The 24,104-nt window shown below is 68.0% G+C and carries 29 protein-coding genes and 1 pseudogene; 14 read left to right on the top strand and 16 right to left on the bottom strand.

Annotated elements, in window-relative coordinates; genetic code table 11:
* Nucleotides 1-55: 55 nt before the first annotated feature.
* The 3 genes from BST10_RS01460 to BST10_RS01470 are packed head-to-tail and all read left to right on the top strand — an operon-like array spanning nt 56 to nt 2,284.
* Entirely contained in the window at nt 56-748 is a 693-nt protein-coding gene (locus BST10_RS01460; protein ID WP_205277414.1) for an HAD family hydrolase, read from the top strand.
* Nucleotides 741-1,544 carry a nucleotidyltransferase gene (locus BST10_RS01465; RefSeq protein ID WP_083035993.1) on the top strand — a complete coding sequence of 268 codons (804 nt, stop codon included), beginning with the start codon at nt 741-743 and terminating at the stop codon, nt 1,542-1,544. Before BST10_RS01460 ends, BST10_RS01465 begins: the two co-directional genes overlap by 8 nt.
* The gene (locus tag BST10_RS01470) at nt 1,541-2,284 is read left to right on the top strand and encodes a metallophosphoesterase family protein (RefSeq protein ID WP_083035996.1); all 744 of its coding nucleotides are present in this window, start codon (nt 1,541-1,543) and stop codon (nt 2,282-2,284) included. The genes BST10_RS01465 and BST10_RS01470 overlap by 4 nt, the downstream gene beginning before the upstream one ends.
* A gap of 23 nt (nt 2,285-2,307) precedes the next feature.
* Here BST10_RS01470 and BST10_RS01475 read toward each other — a convergent pair whose 3' ends face one another.
* The gene (locus tag BST10_RS01475; protein WP_083036143.1) at nt 2,308-2,721 is read right to left on the bottom strand and encodes a ChaB family protein; all 414 of its coding nucleotides are present in this window, start codon (nt 2,719-2,721) and stop codon (nt 2,308-2,310) included.
* A 116-nt stretch (nt 2,722-2,837) separates the two neighbouring features.
* Between BST10_RS01475 and BST10_RS01480 the strand changes: the two genes are divergently transcribed.
* A complete protein-coding gene (locus BST10_RS01480) occupies nt 2,838-3,938 on the top strand; it encodes an Rv2629 family ribosome hibernation factor (protein WP_083035998.1) in 1,101 nt (366 codons plus the stop codon).
* A gap of 9 nt (nt 3,939-3,947) precedes the next feature.
* Here the strand turns inward: BST10_RS01480 and BST10_RS01485 are convergent, their stop codons facing one another.
* The 5 genes from BST10_RS01485 to BST10_RS01505 form a co-directional block, all read right to left on the bottom strand.
* A complete protein-coding gene (locus tag BST10_RS01485; RefSeq protein ID WP_083036000.1) occupies nt 3,948-5,579 on the bottom strand; it encodes an HNH endonuclease signature motif containing protein in 1,632 nt (543 codons plus the stop codon).
* A gap of 76 nt (nt 5,580-5,655) precedes the next feature.
* Nucleotides 5,656-6,660 (bottom strand): SDR family oxidoreductase, encoded by a 1,005-nt coding sequence (locus tag BST10_RS01490; RefSeq protein ID WP_083036002.1) that lies wholly within the window; start codon nt 6,658-6,660, stop codon nt 5,656-5,658.
* Entirely contained in the window at nt 6,657-8,330 is a 1,674-nt protein-coding gene (locus BST10_RS01495; RefSeq protein ID WP_083036004.1) for a GMC family oxidoreductase, read from the bottom strand. Before BST10_RS01495 ends, BST10_RS01490 begins: the two co-directional genes overlap by 4 nt.
* Nucleotides 8,330-9,076 (bottom strand): gluconate 2-dehydrogenase subunit 3 family protein, encoded by a 747-nt coding sequence (locus tag BST10_RS01500; RefSeq protein ID WP_083036006.1) that lies wholly within the window; start codon nt 9,074-9,076, stop codon nt 8,330-8,332. The genes BST10_RS01495 and BST10_RS01500 overlap by 1 nt, the downstream gene beginning before the upstream one ends.
* Nucleotides 9,077-9,089: 13 nt before the next feature.
* Nucleotides 9,090-9,587 (bottom strand): hypothetical protein, encoded by a 498-nt coding sequence (locus BST10_RS01505; RefSeq protein ID WP_083036146.1) that lies wholly within the window; start codon nt 9,585-9,587, stop codon nt 9,090-9,092.
* Nucleotides 9,588-9,731: 144 nt separating this feature from the next.
* Here BST10_RS01505 and BST10_RS01510 point away from each other — a divergent pair, with 144 nt between their 5' ends.
* The 4 genes from BST10_RS01510 (at nt 9,732) to BST10_RS01520 (ending at nt 12,071) form a co-directional block, all read left to right on the top strand.
* Nucleotides 9,732-9,965, top strand: a complete 234-nt coding sequence (locus tag BST10_RS01510; RefSeq protein WP_083036148.1) for a hypothetical protein — start codon at nt 9,732-9,734, stop codon at nt 9,963-9,965.
* A 15-nt stretch (nt 9,966-9,980) separates the two neighbouring features.
* Nucleotides 9,981-10,136 (top strand): hypothetical protein, encoded by a 156-nt coding sequence (locus BST10_RS23130; RefSeq protein ID WP_085975726.1) that lies wholly within the window; start codon nt 9,981-9,983, stop codon nt 10,134-10,136.
* A 73-nt stretch (nt 10,137-10,209) separates the two neighbouring features.
* Nucleotides 10,210-11,160, top strand: coding sequence for a sensor histidine kinase (locus BST10_RS01515; protein WP_083036008.1), 951 nt, complete (start codon nt 10,210-10,212; stop codon nt 11,158-11,160).
* Nucleotides 11,157-12,071, top strand: coding sequence for an MEDS domain-containing protein (locus BST10_RS01520; RefSeq protein WP_083036010.1), 915 nt, complete (start codon nt 11,157-11,159; stop codon nt 12,069-12,071). The genes BST10_RS01515 and BST10_RS01520 overlap by 4 nt, the downstream gene beginning before the upstream one ends.
* On the opposite strand, the gene BST10_RS01525 is transcribed toward BST10_RS01520, so the two are convergent.
* Both BST10_RS01525 and BST10_RS01535 read right to left on the bottom strand, forming a co-directional pair.
* On the bottom strand, nt 12,001-12,306 hold the full coding sequence (locus BST10_RS01525) for a J domain-containing protein (RefSeq protein ID WP_235673631.1): 306 nt from the start codon (nt 12,304-12,306) through the stop codon (nt 12,001-12,003). The genes BST10_RS01520 and BST10_RS01525 overlap by 71 nt on opposite strands.
* A 492-nt stretch (nt 12,307-12,798) precedes the next feature.
* Nucleotides 12,799-13,221, bottom strand: a complete 423-nt coding sequence (locus tag BST10_RS01535; RefSeq protein ID WP_041320097.1) for an Hsp20/alpha crystallin family protein — start codon at nt 13,219-13,221, stop codon at nt 12,799-12,801.
* 124 nt (nt 13,222-13,345) lie between these two features.
* Here BST10_RS01535 and BST10_RS01540 point away from each other — a divergent pair, with 124 nt between their 5' ends.
* Both BST10_RS01540 and BST10_RS01545 read left to right on the top strand, forming a co-directional pair.
* Nucleotides 13,346-13,744, top strand: coding sequence for a MerR family transcriptional regulator (locus BST10_RS01540; RefSeq protein WP_081465671.1), 399 nt, complete (start codon nt 13,346-13,348; stop codon nt 13,742-13,744).
* Nucleotides 13,744-13,956, top strand: a complete 213-nt coding sequence (locus BST10_RS01545) for a hypothetical protein (RefSeq protein ID WP_242665656.1) — start codon at nt 13,744-13,746, stop codon at nt 13,954-13,956. The genes BST10_RS01540 and BST10_RS01545 overlap by 1 nt, the downstream gene beginning before the upstream one ends.
* Before the next feature lie 16 nt (nt 13,957-13,972).
* On the opposite strand, the gene BST10_RS01550 is transcribed toward BST10_RS01545, so the two are convergent.
* The 6 genes from BST10_RS01550 to BST10_RS01575 all read right to left on the bottom strand — a co-directional run bounded on the left by BST10_RS01550 (nt 13,973) and on the right by BST10_RS01575 (nt 18,287).
* On the bottom strand, nt 13,973-14,200 hold the full coding sequence (locus tag BST10_RS01550; RefSeq protein ID WP_013829999.1) for a CDGSH iron-sulfur domain-containing protein: 228 nt from the start codon (nt 14,198-14,200) through the stop codon (nt 13,973-13,975).
* A complete protein-coding gene (locus BST10_RS01555; protein ID WP_371869224.1) occupies nt 14,197-14,880 on the bottom strand; it encodes a HemK2/MTQ2 family protein methyltransferase in 684 nt (227 codons plus the stop codon). The genes BST10_RS01550 and BST10_RS01555 overlap by 4 nt, the downstream gene beginning before the upstream one ends.
* Before the next feature lie 138 nt (nt 14,881-15,018).
* Complete coding sequence (locus tag BST10_RS01560) at nt 15,019-16,836, bottom strand: thiamine pyrophosphate-requiring protein (RefSeq protein WP_083036018.1); 1,818 nt, start codon at nt 16,834-16,836, stop codon at nt 15,019-15,021.
* Between the two features lie 46 nt (nt 16,837-16,882).
* A complete protein-coding gene (locus BST10_RS01565) occupies nt 16,883-17,554 on the bottom strand; it encodes a UdgX family uracil-DNA binding protein (protein WP_083036020.1) in 672 nt (223 codons plus the stop codon).
* A gap of 3 nt (nt 17,555-17,557) precedes the next feature.
* Entirely contained in the window at nt 17,558-17,752 is a 195-nt protein-coding gene (locus BST10_RS01570) for an NAD-dependent epimerase/dehydratase family protein (RefSeq protein ID WP_083036021.1), read from the bottom strand.
* Nucleotides 17,753-17,807: 55 nt separating this feature from the next.
* Nucleotides 17,808-18,287, bottom strand: coding sequence for an MPT63 family protein (locus BST10_RS01575; RefSeq protein ID WP_083036023.1), 480 nt, complete (start codon nt 18,285-18,287; stop codon nt 17,808-17,810).
* A 290-nt stretch (nt 18,288-18,577) separates the two neighbouring features.
* On the opposite strand from BST10_RS01575, the gene BST10_RS01580 reads away from it, so the two are divergent.
* The 4 genes and pseudogenes from BST10_RS01580 to BST10_RS01595 all read left to right on the top strand — a co-directional run bounded on the left by BST10_RS01580 (nt 18,578) and on the right by BST10_RS01595 (nt 22,970).
* The gene (locus tag BST10_RS01580) at nt 18,578-19,246 is read left to right on the top strand and encodes a PAS and ANTAR domain-containing protein (protein WP_083036025.1); all 669 of its coding nucleotides are present in this window, start codon (nt 18,578-18,580) and stop codon (nt 19,244-19,246) included.
* 88 nt (nt 19,247-19,334) lie between these two features.
* The gene (locus tag BST10_RS01585) at nt 19,335-20,339 is read left to right on the top strand and encodes a chemotaxis protein CheB (RefSeq protein WP_109559365.1); all 1,005 of its coding nucleotides are present in this window, start codon (nt 19,335-19,337) and stop codon (nt 20,337-20,339) included.
* Between the two features lie 19 nt (nt 20,340-20,358).
* A complete protein-coding gene (locus BST10_RS01590; protein WP_235673632.1) occupies nt 20,359-21,087 on the top strand; it encodes an STAS domain-containing protein in 729 nt (242 codons plus the stop codon).
* A 70-nt stretch (nt 21,088-21,157) separates the two neighbouring features.
* Nucleotides 21,158-22,970, top strand: a pseudogene (locus BST10_RS01595) (CheR family methyltransferase).
* Here BST10_RS01595 and BST10_RS01600 read toward each other — a convergent pair.
* Together BST10_RS01600 and BST10_RS01605 are read right to left on the bottom strand one after the other, a co-directional pair.
* Nucleotides 22,910-23,329 carry a hypothetical protein gene (locus BST10_RS01600; protein ID WP_109559351.1) on the bottom strand — a complete coding sequence of 140 codons (420 nt, stop codon included), beginning with the start codon at nt 23,327-23,329 and terminating at the stop codon, nt 22,910-22,912. The pseudogene BST10_RS01595 and the gene BST10_RS01600 overlap by 61 nt on opposite strands.
* A complete protein-coding gene (locus BST10_RS01605) occupies nt 23,326-24,027 on the bottom strand; it encodes a GAF and ANTAR domain-containing protein (protein WP_083036155.1) in 702 nt (233 codons plus the stop codon). The genes BST10_RS01600 and BST10_RS01605 overlap by 4 nt, the downstream gene beginning before the upstream one ends.
* Nucleotides 24,028-24,104: the final 77 nt, after the last annotated feature.

The following is a 24,104-nucleotide window of genomic DNA, read 5'->3' on the forward strand; positions in this document are numbered from 1 at the left end:
ATCCCAGCCGGGACATCCGCAAACGGCCAGGACCATCCGCGAACGAGAGGGGACGATGGTGACCGCGCAATCGGCTGTGTTGTTCGACGTCGACGGCACGCTGGTCGATTCGAACTACCTGCATGTGCACGCCTGGCGTCGGGCGTTCGCCGAGCAGCGCATCGAGGTGGAATCCTGGCGCATCCACCGCGCCATCGGCATGGACGGATCCGCGCTGGTGCGGCTGCTGTCTGACGACGCACCCGACGACGTCCGCCGGCGCCTCAAAGAGCTGCACTCGCGCTTCTACCTGGAGTCGGCGCCGCTGCTGTCACCGCTGCCGGGCGCCCGGCGGTTGCTGGAACGCATCGCCGCCCTCCATCTGCCGGTAGTGCTGGCCACCTCGGCGCCCGACGACGAGCTGGCGGTGTTGCGCAAGGCGCTCGACTGCGACGACCTGATCGCCGCGGTCACCTCGTCCGCCGATGTCGACATCGCCAAACCGGAGCCGGACATCATCGGGATCGCCCTCGATCGCATCGGCGCGACGGCGGAGCGGGCGGTTTTCGTCGGCGACGCGGTCTGGGACGTGGCGGCCTGCGTGCGCGCCGGCCTGCCGTGTATCGGCGTGCTCAGCGGCGGCGTGTCCCGCGCCGAGTTGGAAACGGCAGGCGCGGTGGGCGTTTTCGACAACGCCGAGGAGCTGCTGACACAGCTGGACCGGACACCGATCGCAGACCTGCCCGACGGGCGGCCCGGGCATGGATGAGGCCACCTTCTTGACCACGCTGATCCGGGCCATCGGCGCGCTGCAACGCGCCGACGTGCCCTTCGCACTGGCCGGTGGCGCCGCGGTGTATGCCCGCGGCGGCCCGCACTCGCAGCACGACATCGATCTGCTGCTGGAACCGTCCGACGCCGAACGCGCCGCGCAAGCCCTCACCCGCACCGGAATGTCGCGGTTCCAGCCGCCGGAGGACTGGCTGCTGAAGGTGTTCGACGGCGACGTGCTCATCGATCTGATCCATCGGCTCGGCGACACCCCGGTCAGCGCGGAGACCATTGCGCGCGCCCCGCTGCTTCCGGTCGGCTCGGTGACCGCACGGGTCATCAGCGCCACCGACCTGATGGTGCAGAAGCTCGCGGTGCTGGACTGTCACCGCTGCGATTACGCCGAGCTACTCGTCGTCGCGCGCATCCTGCGCGAACAGGTCGATTGGGGCCGGCTGCGGCTGCGATTGCGGGGTTCACCGTTCGCCGAGGCGTTCTGGCAGCTGTTGTGCGGGCTGTCCATCGTCGACGCCGATGATGCCGCCGAACCCGATCCGCCGGATCATCTGGTGGCGGCGGTGCGACGCCAGCTCGCCGAAGACCCGGAGATCGGCGAGCTGGGCATCGGGATCGAAATCCACTCCGACACCGTGTGTCTGACCGGGTCGGTCAACGGCCCGCAACGCCGGGCGACCATCGAGACGGTCGTTCGCGGCATCGTCGAACCGCGCGTCGTGGTCAACGACATCGAAGTGGTGCAGCTGTGCGAACCCATCGAGCAGGTGACCGGGTGATCCGGGTAGCCGCGGTCGGCGACATCCACTTGGGCGAGGACTCGCGCGGCACGATGCGCTGGCACCATATCGATGATCGGGCCGACATGCTGCTGGTCGCCGGGGACTTGACCCGCCACGGGACCGCCGCCGAGGGCCGGGTGGTCGCCGACGAATTGTCCGGGTGCCCGGTACCGGTGGTGTGCGTGCTCGGCAATCACGACTATCACCGGAATCAGCAGGACGAGATCACCGACGCGCTGCGCGACGCCGGGATCGTCGTCCTGGAAGGCGAGACCCACACCGTCGACGTCGCGGGCCGGCGGGTCGGAATCGCCGGCGTGAAGGGTTTCGGCGGCGGTTTCGCCGGCCGGTGTGCGACCGCCTTCGGCGAGCCGGAGATGAAGGCGTTCGTCGCCGCCACCACGACCGCGGCGGCCCGGTTGCGCGAGGGCCTTGGGGCGCTGCACGCCGACTACCGGATCGCGCTGCTGCACTACTCCCCGGTTGCCGACACCTTGCTCGGCGAGCCTCCGGAGATCTATCCGTTTCTGGGGTCATGTCTGCTGGCCGAGGCCATCGACGACGCCGGGGCCGACCTGGCGGTGCACGGCCACGCCCACTCTGGAATTGAGGCGGGCCGCACCGCCGGCGGTGTGCCGGTGCGCAATGTGGCCCAACCACTGATCCGGGCGCCCTACACCGTCATCAACGGCATCCCCACCGCGGCGGCCAGCGCGGCGGACATCCACGCCCGGTGATCGCCGATGTGACCGGAGTGCGGCTACTTGCCCCGGACACGGCGGTTGTGCTTCTTGATCGCCGTGACCAGTTCCGATTTCTTCATCGTCGAGCGGCCGTGAATGTCCAGCCGACGCGCAACGTCCATCAGATGCTGCTTGCTGGCGTTGGCGTCGACACCCTCGGCGGACGGTCCCGAGTTGTTCGGGCCCCCGCCCTGAGCACGCTTATCCGACGGGCCGCGCTTCTTCTTGGGCTCCCAGTGGTCTCCGACCTTCTCGAAACTGTGTTTGAGCGCCGCGTAGGCGACCCGGTGGGCGCGCTGTTCGCTGCCGTACTCCTTGGCGGCCGCGTCGTGCGCTTTGGCGAAGGTGCGTTGCGCCTTCGCGCTGGATCGTTGCAGCGTGCTGGGCAACTCGCCTTGCTTGGCGGCGCCGCTCTTCGTCGTCTTGGGCATGAGACCTCCAATCAGCGACTGCACTCCGGTCTGCATACCCGCCGAACCGGTTCGGCAACCATGCCGAACGTGCCGACCACGTTTGCCGGGCCGATCACCGGGCAACCCGGATAGCCGTGGATGCCGAACGATTCCGTGGATTGCTCACCGCCCGTGCCCCGTTCATCTCGGTGTACTTCGAGGACTCGCACGACACCGAGGACGCGGCCACCAAACTCGACCTCACCTGGCGCGCGGTCTGTGAACAGCTCACCCAACAGGGCGCTGATCAGCAGCTGGTCGGCGAGGTCGAACGCGCCGTGCGGGAGTTGCGGCCGCCGGTCGGCAAGAGTGGGCGCGCGGTGATCGCCGACGCCGACGGCGTCGTGCTCAACGAGCATCTGCAGGCGCCTGCAGCGAGCACTGCTCGCCTGTCCCGACTTCCCTACCTGCTGCCGATCATCGAGCACGGCTTCGAGTACCCGAACTACGTGTTGGCCGAAGTCGACCAGACCGGCGCTGACATCACCGTGCACGCCGACGGCGCACTGCGCTCGGAAACCGTTGACGGCGGCGGCTATCCGGTGCACAAGGCCGCCGGAGCCGATACCCCCGGCTACGGGGACGTGCAACCGCATATCGAGGAGGCCGTTCGCAAAAACGTCCGCGCCGTCGCCGCCCGGGTCACCGAACTCGCCGACCCGCCCGATCTCGACGCGGTGTTCGTCGTCGGCGAGGTTCAGTCTCGGTCGGCATTGCTGGAGGCGTTGCCGAAGCGGATCACGGCGCTGGCGCGGGAGCTCCCGGTCGGCGCCCGGGGACACGACGCCGGTGACATACAAGACGCGATCGAAGCCGAATGCCTGCGAAGGCAACTCGAGAACATCCAAGACGCGGTGCAGCGCTTCACCGCCGAATCGGGCCGGCTGTCCGGGCTGGCGGTCGAAGGGCTCGCCGCAGTGTGTGCCGGGCTGAGCCAGGGCGCGGTGGAGACGCTGATCATCGGCGACATCGGCGATGCGACGGTGGTGGCCGACACCGACCTCGCGGTTACCGCGCCGGATGCCGACGTACTCTCCGAATACGGTGCGGCACCGGAATATACGCTTCGCGCCGACGAGGCACTGCCGTGGAGCGCGATCGCGGTCGGCGCGGCCGTGGTGGCCGCCGGCGGCACAATCCATCCGGCCGACGGCGTCGCAGCGGTGCTGCGCTACCCGCCGACGGCATCCGCTTAGCCGCCGTCCTTATCCGGCTTCCGCCCAGTCGTCTTCCTCGAAGAGGTGTCGTTGGACGGGGCCCTCGACGGGAACGGCTTCGTAGCTGGCCTCGTCGAACAGTGGGTCGTCGAACAATGGATCATCGCGAACCGGGTCGTCGGGCCACGGCCACTCGGCCTCGGGCGGTGGCAGCTCCTCGGGCGGCGGTCGGCGGTGGTAGTCGATGACGGCTTCGATGAAGTGGAAGGGGTTGACACGGGGTTGGCCGTGGTCGAGTTTGGGCGGCGGGACCCATTCGACCCGGCCGGATTCGCCGAGTCGGGTGACCCAGCCCTGCTCGCAGGCCATCCGATTATCCGGCGCGCACGCCAGCGCGAGGGAATCGACGTCGGTTTGGCCGTTGTCAGCCCAATCGCGTTCCAGATGGTGTGCCTGGGACAGATACCCCGACACCGAACACCCCGGCCGGGTGCAGCCACGATCGCGTGCGTGCAACACGATGCGCTGATCGGCGGAGGCGAGCCGTTTCGCTCGGCCCAGCCACAGCGCCCGACCGTGGCCGTCGAAGATGCTCAGGTAGTGATACGCGTGGCCGGCCATCCGCAGCAGGTCACTCATCGGCAGTAGGCTGCCGCCGGCGGTGTACGCCTTGCCGGTGATGCAGGACTCGCCTACCGGCGGCTGCGGTGGTGCCGGTTCGGTCGGTGGCTGATCGGTGTCAGGTGCGTGGTCGGACGCGGCCTGCAGTTCGGCCAGGGTGGTCGAGACGATCACGGTCACCGGCAAGCCGTTGAGCTGCCCCAGGTCCCCACCGGCCAGCACCGCCCGTAAGGCAGCCAGCAACGCGTCGTGCTGGCGTTGATCGCGGCTGCGGTGATCGTGCTCAATCTGTTCCTGACTGGGGGTGCCGGACACGCAGGGTTGTTCATCGGCGGCATTGCACATCCCCGGGGCGGCCAGTTTGGCCAGTACCGGCTCCAAGGTCGCCCGCAGCTCCGGGCTGATCTTGCCAGACAGGCTGCTCAGTCCATCGGCTCGTTGCGGACCTAACCGCAGCCCGTACTGGGCTTGGCGTTGGCGGTCGTCGGGCTCGTCGCCATCTTGATCCAGCACCGCGATCAGGTGAACAGCCAGGCGCTGGAAGGTCTGCGGGGCGAACAACGTGGCCAGCTCCGCCAGCTCACGCTCAGCGCGCTCGCGATCGGCAACCGACACCCCGGCCGGGATCTTCTCCATGGCCTTACGGGCGATCGCTACGTGCTCGGGGCCGACCTGCCCGGCGGCCTGGGCCGCGGCCAGCGCCGGCAGCACCGGTTCAAGGGGTTCACCGGTGATGGAAGTGCGCGGGCCCAACTCGGCGGCCTCGTCCACCCGTCGCCGGGCCTCGGCCGAACTGATCCGCAACCGCTCACTCAACGCCTTGGCCAGCGAACACCCGGCCAAGACCTCACCATGGCCCTCGGCCACCAGCCGGGCCAGGATCTGATGATCGATCACCGGCGCCTGCCGCGCCAACGCCTCCCGGCGGGCCAGCACCGCTACCAGCTCCTCGGGGCTCAACGCGTCGAACGAACACTGCGCCAACCGGGCACTAATCGCCTCCTGCTCATCGAGACACCCCATGATGGCGTCCCGATCGGCGAACGCGTCCCTACCCATAACCCGAACACTAGTTCGACCCTCCGACAGAAAACTGTCCGGATTCGGCCCCCGGCGATTAAGGAAACAGTGTGAATCAACGCCGCCGGGCGGCCAGCACACCGGCGCCGGCCGCACCCAGCGCGGTGGCCGCACCGGCGACCAGCCGGGCGTGCCGGGCCGCCCAGAGTTGCGGGCTGTGCGCGTGCGAGGAGTCGTCGAACTTCCCGCGCGCGCCGTGGTCGCTACCGGGCTGCTGGTCGAGCGGCTCCCACAGATTGTGCGGCGGCACACCGTCGACGCGTTCACCGGTCTGCTGCGAGTCGTAGCCGGTACGGGCCAGGTAGCGGTCCAGCAGCGGTGCGGCGACGCGCTGCGCCAGCAGGGTGGCGACGGTACTCTCACCGACCCAGTACTGCTTGCGCCGCGGATGGTCGGCGGCACGCAACACCGCCCGGGCGACCAGCTGCGGCTGATAGATCGGCGGCACCGGCTGCGGATGGCGAGGTAGCCGGGACAGCACCCAGGAGAACTGCGGGGTGTTGACCGCCGGCATCTGGACGATGGTGATGTTGACCCTGGAGCGGTCGTGCAGCAGCTCGCATCGCACCGACTCGGTGAAGCCGTTGACGGCGTGTTTGGCGCCGCAGTACGCCGATTGCAGCGGGATGGACCGCTCCCCCAGGGCCGAACCCACCTGCACCACCGTGCCGCGGTCACGGGGTTTCAGTTTCGCCAACGCCACCATGGTGCCGTAGACGAAGCCGAGGTAGCAGACCTCGGTCACCCGTTTGAACTCGTCGGGTCCGATCTCGCTGAACGGCGCGAATACCGAGGCGAAGGCGACGTTGACCCAGACGTCGATCGGACCGAGTTCGTTCTCGACACGGTCGGCCGCGGCCGCCACGGCAGCATAGTCGGCGACGTCGGTGGGAATCGGCAGCGCGGTCCCACCGGCACCCTCGACATCGCTTGCCGCGCACCGCAATCCGGCTTCGCCGCGGGCCAGCAGGGCCACCTTCGCGCCGCGGGCACCGAACCGCTGCGCGACGGCGCGGCCGATCCCAGCACTGGCTCCGGTGATGACGACGGTCTGAGTCATGACTGGAATCCCTTCTGCAGAACCTGTTTTCCGGCCAGCCGCTCGGCGAGCCGGGAGGCCAGCGCCATGATGGTCAGTGCCGGGTTGGCCGACCCCTGGGTCGGGCACACCGAGCCGTCGGAGAGGAACAGATTGGGCACCTCCCATACCCGTTGGTCGGCGTCGACGACAGAGTTCTCCGGCGTGGTACCCATCCGAGCGCCACCGATCAGGTGGGCATAGCGCTGGATGGTCAGCACGTCCTGGGCGCCGGCCGCATACAGGATGTCGGTGATCACCCGGGTCGAGTAGGCCATGTTCGCTTTGTCGTTGTCGCAGCGGGTGTAATCCATTCGGGCCACCGGGATGCCGAAGTCGTCGGCCTCGTCGGCCAGTGTGACCCGGTTGTCCGGCAGCGGAAGCAGTTCGTTGAGGACACCGATCGTGCTCCAGTGGTTGTAGTCGCGCATGTATTCGCGCATCGCCCGTCCCCAGTGCCCGTCGGCGAGCACGTGCTCGGCCCAGCCGATCGGCAGCGGTGAGACGGTCTGGATGGAGAACCCGCGGGCGAATCCGCGCGTGGCGTCGGTTTCGTAGTACTGCTCGCTGCTCACCTGCGGCGGCGGCGCCTTGTACATCCGCAGCTCCTCGGGCCACCGGCCGGCGGTCTGGGAGGCGCCTTGGACCATGACGTATCGGCCGACCTGATCGGTGTTGTTTCCCAGCCCGTTGGGGAACCGGGAACTGGTCGAATTGAGCAGCAGCCGTGGGGTTTCGATGGAGTAGCCGGCCACCGCGACGACTTTGGCGCGCTGGAGGTGCTCGGTGCCGTCGCTGTCGAAGTAGACGACACCGCGGGCCGCACCGGTGTCGTCGAGTTCGATCCGGGCGGCCATGCTGTCGGCCCGGATCTCCACGCCGTGTGCCAGCGCGTCGGGCAGGTGGGTGACATAGGGGCTGGCCTTGGCGTTGACCTTGCAGCCCTGCAGACAGTAGCCGCGGTAGATGCAGTGCGGCCGGTTTCCGAAGGTGCCGTTGACGATCCCGACCGGACCGACCCGCATCTCGATTCCGAGGTTGCGCGCGCCCTCCCACAGCTTCGACGCGGCACTGGAGATCGGATGCGGCGAGGACGGGTAGCGGTGCGGATACCCCCACGGCCAGTTCTGCCCCGCCACCGGCAGTTCGGCCTCCAGCACTTCGTAGTGGCGGCGGATGTCGGAGTAGGCGATCGGCCAGTCCGCTCCGACCCCGTCGAGACGGTATGTCCGAAGGTCGCTGGGGTGGAACCGCGGGCAGTAGCCGGCGTAGTGCACCATCGAGCCGCCGACGCCGCGACCGGAGTTGTTCTTGCCCAGCTCGATCGGATCGCCGCCGCCGATGATGCGCTTCTGCGTCCAGTACAGCGGGTGCGATCCGGCTTCATCGGAGACCCAGTCGGTGTCGGGATGCCAGAACGGCCCCGCCTCGATGATCACGATCCGCCAGCCGGCCCGCGCCAGTCGTTGCGCCAGTACCGATCCACCGGCGCCGGCCCCGACGACGACCAGGTCGACCTCGTCATCGGTGGCATACCGGCGCATCGTGTTCTCACCGGGCAACTGCCGCGATTGCACGTCGAGCAGGAACCGTGAGTCATTGTCGGGCGGGCCCAGCGATCCCTTGAGCAGGCCCCGCCAGAAATCGCCCACTACGAGCCCTCTTCTTGCACCAGTCTCACCGGGTCCTTGTCGACGGCGCCACGACTTTCGAACGGTTCACGCACCGACGCCCGGCCGCTCGGTCCCCCCAGTCGCATGTATCCGCGGGGGTAAGCCGGCCCACCGAATCCGATCTCGTTCCACGCCCACGGATGCGAGTAGAACGCCGTCAACGCCATGCGCATGCACACCGACCACGCCCGGCTCTCGTTCAACCGCGACCATGCGCCGCCGTACAACCCGCCGCGGGAGAACTGTTCGACCAGCGCCAGTTGGCTGGGGACCTCCGCGTCGGCGAATGACGGCCTGCCGTACCGCTGTTTGGCGGCCTCGTCCAGGCCTTGCAGCACCAGCCGCCAGGTGTCACCGTCATCGGGCATGTCGGCGTACTGGTAGCCGTCAAGCCGGCCGTCGGCCAGTTTGTCGTCGATGAACTCGGCCACCGGCACCCGCGGGTCCTCGTCTTGTGCCAGCACGATGTCGCAGAAAGCCCGCAGGGTGGACTCCTCGGCGGCGGTGAAGAACCGCAACGGTCCCGGCGGCTCGAGCCGGGCCAACACCACCTTGCGGGTGGCCTCGTCCCAGCTGTCTTGCGACTCGAGCACATCGAAATCGGGATAGCGCCCGATCATCTGCGGTGTGGTGCCGCGGCGCTGCCGGGGCAGCCAGGACGGGTGCGGGGGTTGGCGATCGGCGCGCAGGTTCGGCAGATGGTCGGGGCGGGAGGTGTCGGCCATGGGCTGCGGCCCGTCAGCGTTCGCGGCGCAGCACCGCGGCCAGGAGTCCCATTCCGCCGACCATCGCCATCAGCCCGGGTGCCGCGATCGGCGGGCCCATCGGAACGTTGTAGGACGCATTCCGCCAGCCGCCCGGTTTGCGTGCCACCCCGCGGGCGTGCAGGTACTCCCCGAGCAGGCCGTTGGCGGCGTAGACCCCGGCGGTCAACGGCAGCCAGCGTTTGGCCCAACGGCGGGAGAACACCCCGCCGATACCGGCGATCACCACCGGCGGCGTGACCAGCACGGGGCTCCACATCCACTTGTTGCCGAAGCCGGCCTTGTAATGCTCGAGATAGATCTCGGCGGTTGTCACCACCGCGGCCACCGCCGTCATCGCCGACAATGACCGCTCAAAGCGGCCGTGCGCGACGTTGCGCAGCAGGTGATCGACGAGGTCGCCGGCTTCGCCGATCCATTCTGCGTGACTTCCTGCCCGCAAACCGGATTCGCCCGGGCCAAGCAACATCATCTGCCGCACTCCGTCCTCGCGTTCCTCGCGTTCGTCGATGTCCGCAGATTTGCCGCAGTACCCCGCTGCTGCAGGCACCAAACATCGAGGTTTCGACAGCGATAGAAGCGGGAATTATCGGGAGTACAGATGAATGGAGGACGGATGCGGATCGGTGGACTGGCCGGTGCGATTGTGCTGATATGGCTGCTTATCGGCGTTTTCGCCGCATGGCAGCGAGACTATTTCCACGGGCATCAGACCAGTTGCGCGACTGCCGGAACCATCGCGGTCACCACACTGGCCGGTCCGCTGAACTATCTCGGGTTCAACCCGGTCGTGACGGATTGCCATTTACCGCAGCCCTCGTCGCAGGGTGCGGTCGTTCGGATCGTTTAACAGAAGGGATCGGTGATGATTGCACTCGGAGTGATCTTGCTTATTCTGGCGCTCGTTCTCAAGATCAATGTGTTGTGGACGATCGGAATCATTCTGGTGGTGATCGGCGCGGCACTGTGGATTCTGGGAGCGATCGGGCGTCCGGTGGCGGGTCGGCGTTACTGGTATTGATTGACCAGCGCCGCCCCCGGCAGCGTTAAACTGACCGGGTTCTGCGGCCCGCTCAATGACGGGGGCACATGCGATGGCTGCCGCTGCCGACCACGGCTCCTTCAGTCATATCGCGCTGTTCTACCGATCGCCGAGGGATTACGTAGAGCACCTGGTGCCGTTCCTCGCCGACAGCGCGGCCGCCCGGATCCCAATCCTGGTGGCGGTGCCCGAACCCAATCTCTCGCTGCTGCGAGACGCCCTTCCCGAGGGGACGGCCGATTCCGTGACGACGGCGGATATGAGCCGGGTCGGACGCAATCCCGGTCACATCCTCGGCGGCGTGTTCGGCGCGTTTGCCGCCCAACATCCCACCGGACCGGTGCGAATGGTCGGCGAACCGGTCTGGCAGGGCCGATCCGACCAGGAGTATCCGGCCTGTGTCCAACATGAAGCCCTCATCAACCGGGCGTTCACCGGCCGGGAGGTCACGGTTCTTTGCCCGTATGACGCAACGAATCTGAACTCCGACATCCTGGTCGACGCCGAGATCACCCATCCGCGCCTGGACGGTGCCGGGCATCCGGAGCGCAACAGCGCGGCCTTCGCCCCGGAGGCGGCCTGGGCACGCTACAACGAGCCGTTGCCGAGCAGCCCGACCGCGGCGAGCTGCACCCTGAACGAACTCACCGACCTGGCTTTCGCCCGAGCGTTCGCCGCCAAGTACGCCCGTTGGTTCGGATTCTCCGATGCCGACATCGCCGACCTGCAACTGATCGTCAACGAACTGGCCTCCAACAGCCTGCAGCACGGGCGCGGCCCGTGCACCCTGCTGCTCTGGGAGTCAGCCGGCCAATTGGTCTGCCAGGTACGCGACGCCGGCCACCTGGCGGACCCGATGGCCGGCCGACGGCCGGTCAGTTACGACGACCAGCAAGGGTTCGGATTGTTCGTGGTCAACGCCACCGCGGACCTGGTGCGAATCCACACCGCAGCATCCGGGACCACGGTGCAGGCGCACCTGCGGATGAGGGAATCAGCATGACAGCCACCCGCCGGGCCGACCCATCGGGGGAATTCGGCCACATCGGCTGGCAGTACCGTGATCACGATGAATTCATTTGCCGCGCAACAGAATACCTGGCACTCGGCCTGAATCTGGGCCAGCGGGTCAGCTACGTCGGCGACGACGAGCCCACCAGGATTCGAGCTGCCCTCGCCGCGGCCGGGCTCGGCGCCGCCGCCGACGGGGTGGACGTCAAAACCGTGCCGGAGCACTTCGTGTTTCGGGCGGGCGGCGACGTCGTGGACGCCGCGGGCATGGCCGAGCGTTATGCGGCCGCCGCGATCGCAGCGGTCGCCGACGGCTACAGCGGTCTGCGCGTCGTGATCGATGTGACGCCGGTGGCCCGCACACCGGAGCAGCGTGAGGCGCAGGCAGCACTGGAGTTCCTCGGGGACCGGCGAATCTCGACGCTGCCCGTCGCGGCGCTGTGCGGGTACAACATCGCCGAGCTGGGCGAGACGGCGGCCGGGTTGCTGTGTCTGCACGCGGCGGCCGGGCCGGCTGCTATCCCGTTCCAGCTGTACAACCAGCCCGCCCGGCGCAACGCGATCGCACTGGCCGGGTATCTCGATGCCGCGAGTGAGGCGCTGTTCGCCGCCACCTTGCACCGCATCCTGCCGTTGCTGTCACAGGCCACCCTGGAGATCGACGCCCGGGAGCTGGACTTCGTGGGCCACCGGCAGCTGCTGCTGCTCGACCGTTGTTGCGCCGCACATGACCGGGTGGCGGTGCTGCACAGCAGTCGGCCGGCGGTGCGCCGGCTGTTCGATCTGATCGGCTTCGAGCACATCCACATTGAGACCGGGGGCGAGCTCACGGTCAGCGGTGCCGGCGCACCGGGCCTGCCCGCAGGTAATCCTGCGATGACGGCGGCCGCCGACGGTAGCTGACGGGGATCGTCACCGGACCGGTCCCCGCGTCTTGGTGGCCGCCCTGACGCAATGCGTCATATGCGCACAGCAGCCGCCGCAGCCGTGCGGCCGCATCATCGGGTGGTGACGAACCCGCATAGCCGGTGTCGGGGTGCAGGGTACGCACCTTGGTGCGGAATGCATGGCTGATCTGCGCCTGGGTAGCCGAATGCGGCACTCCCAGAACGTCGTAGGGATCGGGGCTGTCGCTCATCGCCACGGTCGCTCACCAACTCCAAGACATACTTTCCTGCTGCGGGCCGGCGGGCCCGCTGCCCGGGAGAGCAGGGTGGGCAGCGGGGCCACGCCGAACCTCGCGGTGCTCATCGCGTCGGGCCATCACCTCCCGTCATCACACGGCGGACAACATCGGGACCTCGGAGGCCTGCCGGAGGCGACCGTTGCGTCGGCCACACTCGCCGGCTGCGCCGCCGCGTGTCCGACCGGTTCCGAGGGCTTCCCGGTGGCGGCGCGCCACGCCGCTCGGGTGTGGCGCAACGAATGGCGAGCTTGGGGGGTCGGGGCCGGGCGGCGGGCGTTTCGGTGCGCACCGCGTGCCAGCGCTCGGGGATCGCCGCGGTCAGCAGGCGCAGCCATTCGGCGCGCACGATGCGGTCCGCCTCGTCCAGCACCTCCGCGGGCAATGTGTCGGTGGTCATGCTGCTCACCTCCTTCACCATGCAGGCCGCCTCCCGGCCCCTCGCAATTAGCCGTTGATGGCCCGCTCGCCGTGTCCGCTGGCGACCTTGATCCGGCGCGGCTTTGCCTTCTCCGCGACCGGAATGGTCACTCGAAGCACCCCGTCCTGGTAGCTGGCCTGGATCTGCTCGGCGTCGAGGTTGTCGCCCAGGAAAAGCTGTCGGCTGAACACCCCGCGGGGCCGTTCCGCCGACACCATCTCGCGACTCTGATCCAGGCCGGGCCGTTCGGCGTGCACCGTCAGCACGTTGCGTTCGACATCGAGGCCCAGCGAGTCTTCCTTCATCCCCGGCAGGTCGAACTCGACGATGAACTGATCGCCGTCGCGCCAGGCATCCATCGGCATGACCGCCGGCCGCGCCGCGGTGCCCAGGACCTGCTGGGTCCAGCGGTCGAGATCGCGAAACGGGTCGGTACGCATCAACATCATCTCCACCTCCTCAATCTGCAGCAGATCATCTATGTCCGCTGACATAGATTTTTATATAGCACCGATGGTAGGTTCGTGCAAGAGGATCTCCGACGAACGGAAGCGACGCGCCTTGACCGAGAACATGAATGCCCGATCCGGACTCGGGGTATACAGCATCTCCGTGGCTGCAGAGTTGTCCGGCATCGGTCCGCAGACGTTGCGGCTCTACGAGCGGCGCGGCCTGCTCACCCCAGCGCGCACCGCGGGCGGCACCCGCCGTTACAGCGACGACGACCTGGCACGGCTGCGGCGCATCGTCGAGCTGGCCGGTGTGGGGGTCAACGTGGCCGGCATCGGGGAGATCCTGGGCCTGGAAGCCCGAAACGTCCGACTGGAATCGGACAACACCAGGCTGAAGTCGGACAACAATCGACTGAGATCGGATAACGACCAACTGAAGTCGGACTATGCCCTGCTCGTCGCGCAGCGGGCGGAGCTGGCAGGCCGGAGCGCGCAAGCGCGGAACCGAAAGGGGTCATGATGATCGACGCTGAAGGACTGTCGCCGAGCGAGGGCCTCCCGGAGGCGGACCGCGCCGAACAGTGGCTGGCCGCCGACGCCGGCGAGGAGGACGACGGGCTGGACCCGGCCCGGCTCGAGAACATCGACGAGAAGGACGCCAACCCGGCCGACGTGATCGACCAGGCGATCAGCGTTCCGCTTCCCCACGACGACTACGGCACCGAGCCGTAGTGCAACCTCGGTCGACCTACTCGGCGTCGGCCGCGTCGCCGTCAGCGTGGCGGGATGACGGGTCGCGCCGCCGATGGCTGGTGTCGCACAGCGGATAGCTGCGGCTGCGCCCGCAGGCGCAGATCGCGACCATGAACCGGTCGGACTCGACGACGCCGTCGGGGGTTTCGATGCGGACCGGCCCGGCGACCAGCACCGGGCCATTGCGCACCGGCTGTACCAGGTGGGGCTGCGGCTCGCTCACGGCTTGTCCGCCTGTATCACGACCAGCTGCTCCTCGCGGCAGCCGCGGGGCAGCCGGCCGGTTCGCTCCAGCCAGTCGGCACGAGCGGACAGCACCGGGCCGAACGGAATCCACCGCGTAGCCGCGATGTCCGCCGCCAGTCCGCTGTCCCGCAACGCTTTCAGCGACCTGGCGGCATCGGCCAGCGCCGACTGGACCAGCAACATCGATCCACCGCTGCGCAACAGCGTGGCCGCCGTGCGGCACAGTGGATCGAGAACGATCCGGCCGTCGACGCCACCGTTCCACGACCACTCCGGCCCGCCCGCCACCGGGACCGGCCCGCTGTGGCGCGGGCTGGGCACATACGGCGGATTCGACACGATCAGGTCGAACGGCTCGCAGCTCAATGCGCCGGCCCACGGCCCGTGCCGGATCTCGATGTCGACCCCGGCCGCGCCCGCGTTGTCCCGGGCGCACCGGACCGCGCGGGGGCAGATGTCGAATGCGGTGACGCTACCCGCGCCCAGTTCGGCCGCCGCGATCGCCACCACACCGGACCCGGTACACAGGTCGAGTACCCGGCGCCGGCGGGCCAGCCCCGATGACTCCATGACGTCGACCAGTAGGTGCGAATCCTGCTGCGGCGCATAGACGCCGGCCGGGGTCACTAGCTCAGGTCGGGTAGCGTACGTGGCGATGGTGGGGTTCACCTAGCCGGTTTACCCGGCTGCAGCCGCCGACAAACGCCATTGGTCACTCCCGTAATGGGGCATCGCACACCGTGCCGACCCCTCCGGATCCCTAGGCGGCGTCGTCGGCGTACCGAGCAGGCTCACTCAATCGTCCTTGTCGCGCAGGTCGCGCACCGCCTGCTTGGCCGACTCGGTGAACTCGTGCATCTTCTGCTTGGCGCCCTTGGTGGCGACACTGACCCGGTCCGGATCCTTGATCATCGCCTTGGCGGTGTTCTTCGCGATGTCCATCCGGAGCTGCGGCGGAACCGGTGCGACGTCGGGATCCACGACCACTTCCAGCACCACCGGGCCCGGCGCCGCCAGCGCCTGATCCCAGGCATGGCCGATGTTCTTCGGGTCATCGCAGCGGATACCGGTCAGCCCGAGCAGCTTGGCGAACTCCGCATATGGCACATCCGGAATGTATTGCGTTTCCTCGAATTTCGGTTCTCCGCCCATCGCCCGCTGTTCGAAGGTGACCTGGTTGAGGTCCTGGTTGTTGAACACGCAAAAAATCAACGGACCCTTGGACAACCGATCCTTGTACCGCTTGACGGTGATCATCTCGGCCATGCCGTTCATCTGGAACACGCCGTCGCCCACCAGGGCGATCACCGGTCGGCCCGGGTGCGCCAGCTTGGCGGCGATCGCATACGGCGTGCCCGGGCCCATGGTGGCGAGGTTGCCGGCCAGTGAGGCGGCCATGCCCGGCCGCAGCCGCAGGTGCCGCGCCCACCAGTTCGCCACCGAGCCGGCATCGGTGGTGATGACGGCGTTGTCAGGCAGCCGCTTGGACAGCTCGTGCACCACCAGCTCAGGGTTGAGCGGGTCGGCCTTGTCGTGGGCCCGCTTGTCGAGCACCCGCCACCATTCCTGCACTTCGCTTTCGATTTTTTTGCGCCAGGACCGGTCCTCTTTGCGTTTGAGCAATGGAATCAGCTCTTGCAGGGTGTCCTGCGAGTCGCCGATCAGATTGGCGTCCATCGGATACCGGACGCCGATCATCCGGCCGTCGTGGTTGATCTCCACTCCCCGGCACTGCCCTTCTTTGGGCAGCCATTCGGAGTAGGGGAAGCTCGACCCGATCATGAACAGCGTGTCGGCGCCGGACATCATCGCTTCGCTGGCCGTGGAGCCGAGCAGCCCGATCGGGCCGGTGACATACGGCAGATCGTCGGGCAGCGACGCCCGGCCCAGGGAGGTCTTGGCCACCCCGGCGCCGAGCAGCTCGGCGACCTGCACCACCTCATCAGACGCGTCGGCGGCGCCGGCGCCGATCAGAATCGCCACCTTCTCGGCGTCGTTGAGGATGTCGGCGGCCTTCTGCAGTTCCGGTTGCGTCGGGAGCATCCGCGACCGGGACCAACCCACGCTGCTGAACACCGCCCCGTGCATCCGTGGCGGCGACGGCACCGCGTCCTCTTCGGCGACGTCCTCGGGCAGGATGATGGTGGCCACCGTGCGATTCGTCAGCGCCACCTTGCACGCCCGGTCGACCAGGTGGCGTGCCTGTACCGGCGCCATGCAGGTTTGGATGAAGTCCGACGAGACGTCCTTGTACAGCGACATCGGGTCGATCTCCTGCTGGAAAGCCGCGCCCAGCGACATCCGCTTCTGCTGGCCGACGATGGCGACCACCGGCTGGTGGTCGAGTTTGGCGTCGTAGAGGCCGTTGAGCAGGTGGATCGCCCCGCCGCCGGAGGTGGCCAGGCAACAGGCGAGCTCGCCGGTGAACTTGGCGTGCCCGGTCGCCATGAAGGCGCCCATCTCCTCGTGCCGGGGCTGGATCAGCTCCGGATCGCCGTCGGCCCGGTCCAGTGCGCCGAGCATGGAGAGGATGCCGTCACCGGGATAACCGAAGATCCGGTGCACTCCCCACTGGCGTAACCGGTCGATGATGAAGTCCGCGGTCTTCGGCATGGTGCGCTCCCTTCTATCGGCACACGGTTACCCGTCACCCTCGTTGTCAAACAGCGCCGTCGTACAAGCGGTGCTCGCCGGTCACCGCGGTGGCGGCCACGCGCAAGTCGTCGACGAACGCCCGGTAGGCCTCGTCGCGCCGGTCACTGCGATCCCGCAGCACCGCCGAGGGATGCACGGTCGCCAGCACCGGCGGCCGGCACTGGGCACCGGTCGGCGGGTTCAGCAACTCGCCGCGTCCGGTGGAGACCCGGAATGCCGCGCCCAGCAGCGACTGCGCGGCGGTGGCGCCCAAGCAGACCACCAGTTGCGGGCGCACCGCGTCGATCTCGGCGATCAGCCACGGCCGGCACGCCACCACCTCGGTCCGGCCGGGCTTCTGGTGGATCCGGCGTTTGCCTTCCCGGCGGGTGAACTTGAAGTGCTTGACGGCGTTGGTGGCATAGACCAGCTCCGGGTCGATGCCCGCGTCGTGGATCGCCCGGTCCAGCAACCGTCCGGCCGGACCGACGAACGGATGGCCTTGTCGATCCTCCTGGTCGCCGGGCTGCTCACCGACCAGCATCAACGGTGCGCCGCGGCCCTCGCCGAACACGGTCTGGGTGGCGTCGCGATACAGCTCGCAGCCGTGACAGCCGGCGGCCGCCTCCCGCAGTGCGCTCAGCGTCCGCCGGTCGGGTAGATACCGTTGCGCTCCCGGCACCTGCGTCGTCGCCACGGCTCATGCCGCCAGTTCCGGGGCGATCTCGGAAGTCCCGGAAAGCTGCTGTACTACAGCAAGATTGGCTTCCGATGCGGTGGACAGGTCATCGACGCACCAGACCCGCTGCGCGCCCTCGGCGAGCAGCAGGGCGCACAGCCGGCTGCCGAGGAATCCGGCTCCGCCGGTGACCAGAGCACGCTTCAGCGCACGCATGGAACACCATCCGAATGGGCCCGATCCTGCCGATCGGGCCCATCTCGGGTCGGCGTCAAGCCTTGTTCGTCCAGATCATCACATCCTGGACGCCGTCGTTGTAGACCACGCCGTCGGGCGGCGGGCCGGTGACGTCGAAGTAGATCTTGCCATCGGCCGACGCGCCCTGGGCGATGGGGCCCGGGTTGATACCGCCCGGCGTGGGCACGGTGTTGATCACCCGGTAGGTGTCGCTGTTGGCCGCCCTGGCGTTGAAGGCGGTGACCAGCGGGGTCACCGTCCCCCGGTCCGCGCGAGCCGTCACGTCGGCCTGGTACAGCTTGCCGTCCGGCTGGTAGCCGGGGATGACCACGTTGGCCGGCCTCAGGTTGCTGACCGTGTAGGACGTCGACAGTGCGCCGTCGTGGAGCTGTTCGGGTGTGCCGAACGGTTGGATCGCCGGTTCGGCCATCGCGGTTGTCGCGGCGAAGACGCTCACCGCGGCGATACCCGCCGCGCCGGCGGCTGTCTTGGCTGCGGTCGTGGAGAACTTCACGTCGGACTCCTTCCGTTGAGTTCGATCGGGTGTCATCGGGGCGGGGGTCCCTTTGCTGGAACGAGCACCGCGCCCGTCACCCGCAGGTACCCGGCAGCGTCGACGGGGAAACAAATCATGATTCGGTTGCGCGGCGTGCGGAAATTGTGGATAGTTACGCAAGCTCGGGCGTTCAGCAGACAGCGCCGGTCAGGACGTCCTTGCATTCCTTCCTGTGATTCCGGACCGCGGCTCGCCGCCGGCCCTTGGAATCAGCTCATAGCGTGTGAGTACGAGAAGGCGGGTATGCGGTGGTCGGGGATACCAATGCTCAATTTGCGACGCCGTCAGGCGACGATCTCGAGGTCCGTAGTGACCTCGATCTCGTAGTGGGCCACGGCGAGCCGCAACGTGTCGGCCGGTTCCGATACTGGCTGGGCGAGCAGCGCTGGGAGTGGTCGGACACCGTGGCGCGCATGCACGGCTATGAGCCGGGAACGGTTGAACCCAGCACCGAGTTGTTGCTGCAGCACAAGCATCCCGAGGACCGCCCCCAGGTCGCCGAGGTGCTGGAGCGGGTCGTGCAGGGCGAGCCGTTCAGCAGCCGGCATCGGATCATCGACACCCGCGAGCAGGAGCACTGGGTGATCGTGGTCGGTGACCGCATGGTCGACGATGCCGGGGTGGTGACCGGCACCGCCGGTTTTTACGTTGACGTCACCGACGTGCTGCAGGCCGACGTCAGCGCCGCGGTCTCCGAGGTCGCCGAGTCGCGGGGCGTGATCGAGCAGGCCAAGGGCGTGCTGATGGTCGCCTACGGCATCTCCGCTGAGCGGGCGTTCGACATCCTGGTGTGGCGCTCCCAGGAGACCAACGTCAAGGTGCGCGAACTCGCAGAACGCTTCCTGGCAGCCATGAGCGGAGCCTTCAGCTCCGACTCGGTCTCGTTGGTCGACCACACGCTACTGACCGTCGACTGACGCTGCGGCGAGAAGACTACGCTGGGCATCGCGCACTGAGGTTGCCTACGCCGCCGTAGTGGGTAGCCACCTGAAGGTGGTGAGCGCGATGGCAGACGATCCTCGCCCCCTCAACGTCGTCGGCGTGGGGGCGTCAGCCGGTGGTGTCGAAGCGCTGAAGAGTTTCACCGCCGAACTGCCGGCGACGCTGCCCAGTGCGATTCTGGTCGTGCTGCATATGCCGGCCGCAGCCCCCAGCGTGCTGTCGCGGATCCTGGATTGCCACGGCACCTTGCCGGCGGTCACCGCCACCACCGGGGCCCGGTTGGAGCACGGCCGGATCTATGTCGCGGCGCCCGATCATCACCTGCTGGTCGACGACGGTCGGATCGTGCTCACCGAAGGCCCCACCGAGAACGGGCACCGGCCGGCGATCAACGCGCTGTTTCGGTCGATCGCGCTCACCCACGGTCCACGGGCGACGGGGGTGCTGTTGTCCGGGGTGCTCGACGACGGGGTGCTGGGACTGGCCGCCATCCGATCGCGTGGCGGAACGGCGATCGCCCAAGCACCGAATGATGCGCTGTTTCCGGCGATGCCGCAGAACGCGATCGACGCCGGGCTGGTCGATCACCAGGCGCCGGCCGCCGAGATCGGCGCGCTGCTGGAGAAGCTGACCAGTCGAGAATTCGAGGAAGCCGAGATGGAGCCGGACACCCGAATGGAGCTGGAGAACCGCATCGCGATGGCCGGGCGGTTCGCCACCGACTTCGACACCGAGGAACTCGGGCCGCCATCGGGCTACGTCTGCCCGGACTGCAACGGCGCATTGATCGCGATCAGCGACGGCAGCTACCGCTGCCACGTCGGACACGCCTGGACCGCCGACGCGTTGTTGCAGGCCCGCGACGACGAGGTCGGCAATGCGCTGTGGGTCGCGTTACGCAGCCTGCAGGAGAAGGCCAAGCTGTCGCGCCGGCTGGCCGACCAGGTACCCCCCGGACTCCTGCGAGAACGCTACGACGGGCTGGCCCGCGAGGCCGAACACGCCATGTCGGTGTTGGGCAGCCGGCTGGCCGCCATCTATCACAGGCAGGATGCGGGCCCTGTCTAGGAGATCGAGTCAGCTCACGGTGTCCGCGGAGACCGTGGCCGGTGCGTGTCTGCTGCGCGCCCTCGGCAGGCTCGACAGCAGCACCTATCTGGAGCTGCGCGACAGCGTGATCAAGGCGGCGCTGGACGAACCCCGGGCGGTGATGGTCGATGTCGGTGGTCTGGACGTGCCGGCGCCCTCGGCGTGGTCGGTGTTCACCAGCGCCCGTTGGCATGTGAACACCTGGCCCGATATCCCAATCCTGCTGGTCTGCCCCCGGCCGGAGATCGCTGACAAGATTTCGGGCACCGGCGTGACCTGCTACGTCCCGGTGTACGCCGACGTCGAGAGCGCACTGGTATCCCTGGCAGCCGGCCAGCGCCCGCGCCGCCGGGTCCGCATCGAGCTGCCGCGTCAACTGAGCAGTCTGCGCGGCGCCCGCGACTTCGTGGCCGAGTTGCTGACCAACTGGTCGCAGGAACAGCTCATCCCGACCGCCAAGGTCATCGTCGATGTACTGGTGGAGAACGTGCTTCGCCATACCGAAAGTCCGCCGGTGATCCTGCTGGAAAGCGCCGACTCCACGGTCACCATCGCCGTCCAGGACGCCGACGGATCGCCGGCGATGCGCCGCGAAGCCGGCGCCGGTGGCGCCTACCGGGCCTCCGGGCTGAGCGTGCTCGCCGCACTCTGCCGCGCCTGGGGCAGCAGCCCCACCCCCGGCGGTAAGACGGTGTGGGCGGTGGTCGGTCCAGAGAGCCGGCTGTAGCCTCCGCAGCCCCGCAAAATCCGCGAGTAGGGTTTGTGAACGCGAGGTTTCTCCGAGCGGACGGGGCGAGATGGACGGGATCGACCAGGAAGCCGACGAGGCGTTCGAGGCGCTGTTGCGGTACATGCGGGACTCCCGCGGTTTCGATTTCACCGGCTATAAGCGCGCGTCGCTGGTACGGCGAGTGAACCACCGGATGAGCCAGGCCGGATTCGATTCCTACGAACAGTACCTGGACGTGTTGCAGGCCAGCTCCGACGAGTTCTCGGCACTGTTCAACACCATCCTGATCAACGTCACGGCGTTCTTCCGCGACCCCGACTCCTGGGATTACATCGCCGCCGACGTCATTCCGCGGATTCTGGCCGAACGCGGCCCCGACGACCCGGTCCGGGTGTGGAGTGCGGGTTGCGCCTCGGGCCAGGAGGCGTACACGCTGGCGATCCTGCTGGCCGAAGCGCTCGGCCCCGACGGTTTCCGCCAGCGGGTCGAGATCTATGCCACCGACGTCGACGAGGACGCGCTCACCGAGGCGCGGGCCGCCACCTACGACGCCAAGGCTGTCGAGTCGGTGCCGCAGCAGTACCTGGACCGGTATTTCGAAGCCGTCAACGGCCGGTACGTTTTTCACAAGGATCTGCGACGCGGCGTGATCTTCGGCCGCAACGACCTGGTGAAGGACGCTCCGATCTCGCGGGTGGACTTGTTGGTGTGCCGCAACACCTTGATGTACATGAACGCCGAGACACAGCGCAATGTGTTGGGCCGCTTACATTTCGCGCTCTCCGCGCAGGGCACACTGTTCCTCGGCCACGCCGAGATGCTGTTGAGTCACAGTGATCGCTTCACCCCGATGAGCCTGCGGCACCGGGTCTTCCGCAAGGCCGCGGGCTCACACAGCGGCCTGGAACGGTACGACCCGGCGGCGTCGATGTATGAACGGCACGCTGACCTGCCGGCGTTGGTAACGGTGCGGGAGATGGCGCTTCGGGCGAGCCCGGTGGCGCAGATCGTGGTGACCGGCGAGGACACCGTGGCGATGATCAACCAGCACGCCGAGACGCTGTTCGGGCTGTCGGCCCGGGACATCGGACGGCTGCTACGCGATCTGGAGATCTCCTATCGCCCGGTGGAACTGCGCGCCTATCTGGAGCAGGCCAAGGTGGAACGGCGCTCCGCCCGGATCCAGGACGTCAGCTGGCAGCGCCCCGGCTCCGAAACGGTGTGGTTCGAGATCCACGTCAATCCGTTAGTGGACGCCGAGAACGGTCTGCTGGGCGTCTCGATCGTGTTCTTCGACGTGACCGCCACGCGGGCGCTGGTCGACAAGGTGGTCGCGACCAACCGCCAGCTCGAGGCGGCCTATGAGGAGCTGCAATCGACCAACGAAGAGCTTGAGACGACGAACGAGGAGCTGCAGTCGACGGTCGAGGAACTGGAGACGACCAACGAGGAGTTGCAATCGACCAACGACGAACTGCACACCATCAACGACACGCTGCGGGAGCGCAGCATCGAGTTGGACGACGCGCGCAACTTCCTGGACTCACTGGTCAACTCGGTCCATCTCGGGATGGTCGTGGTGGACCGGGAGATGCGGGTGGTGGTGTGGAACCGCGGCTGCGAGGAATTATGGGGGCTGCGTTCGGACGAGACGGTCGGGGCCGCGCTGACCAGCCTGGATAGTCGGACTGCCCATGGACAACATCCGACCGCTGATCGGCAACGCGTTCGTCGATCCGGACAATCCGGGCGAGGCGCTGGTCGATGCCGTCAATCGCCGGGGCCGCGCGGCGACGGTCCGGGTGATGTGCACCGGCTTTCAGGCGCCCGCCGAGGGCGGCGTGAACGGGGCGCTGTTGCTGATGGAGGTACGGTCCTGAGCCGTCACCTCCGCCCGGTCCTGCTCAGCGGCGGCCAGCCGGTGTAGTTGCGCCTCGGCGCGGTGGAGTTCGGCGGCGTCGAGGTGGGCGTCCCCGTCGCCGTTGCCGGCCAACAGGGCCGCCTGCTCGTGCGCGGCGGCGGCCCGCAGATGCGCCGAGACCGCGTCGAGGTGTCTGGCGGCGGCGTCCCGGTGCGCCTGTTCGGCGCGAGCCCGCGACGCATCGGCCCGTTGACGGGCGATCCCGGCGTGGTGTGCAGTCACCGCCAGCCCGGCCGCCAATTCGTCGCGCCGTCGCTGCAGTTCGTCGGCCCGCAGCCGCGCCAGCTCGCCGCGTGCGGCCGCCGCCGATGGACTCACTGCCCGGCCCCTTGCCGGCTGACCACCTGTTGCGCCACATCGGCAAGCGGGGTGTTCGTGGTCTGCGACAACCGCTTGAGCAACTCGAAGGCTCGCACCGCATCGATGTCGAACCGCTCCATGAGCATGCCCTTGGCCTGGCCGATGACATCGCGGGAGGCCAGCGCACTTCGGAACTGCTCATCGCGGCGCACCATGTGCCAGGCCAGCGCGGCGTGAGTCGCCAGCGTCAGACCCAGCTCCACCGCGTCGTCGTCGAAGGCGCTCGCGCTCTCGGCGTAAAAGTTCAGGGCTCCGGTGCTTCCGCGGCCGGTGAACAACTCGAACGCCAGGACGGATCGGATCGGTGTCGTCTCGGCGACCTCTCGGCAGTACGACGGCCAGCGTTCCTCTCGGCAGATGTCGTCCACGCGAACGAGGTGCTGTTTCCACGCCGCGGCCAGGCACGGCCCCTCCCGGAGTCGGCGCTGAATGTCATCGAGCGCGGCCGGGTACCGGCCCGTCGCCGACAGCGTCTGCACTTCGGCTTCTGACGTCGCGAGGGTGACGCCGGCATGCTGGGCGCAAGGCATATGGCCGAGCAGACTGGTTATCAGCTCGTCCAGCGCAGCATCTGCGTCGACGTGCGGGCGTTGGTCCAACGTGCGGACCAGGTCCGCCACCTCGCGCATCATGTCATCGCGGTCCGCCAGCGCCATCGCATCGCTCCGTCCCAGGCCCCCGGTCGAGTGCACCCAATGTTCCTCCGATCCGCCGCGGGCGGCAACAGCGTCGG

The organism is Mycolicibacter algericus DSM 45454 (assembly GCF_002086455.1).
Lineage (GTDB): Bacteria > Actinomycetota > Actinomycetes > Mycobacteriales > Mycobacteriaceae > Mycobacterium > Mycobacterium algericum.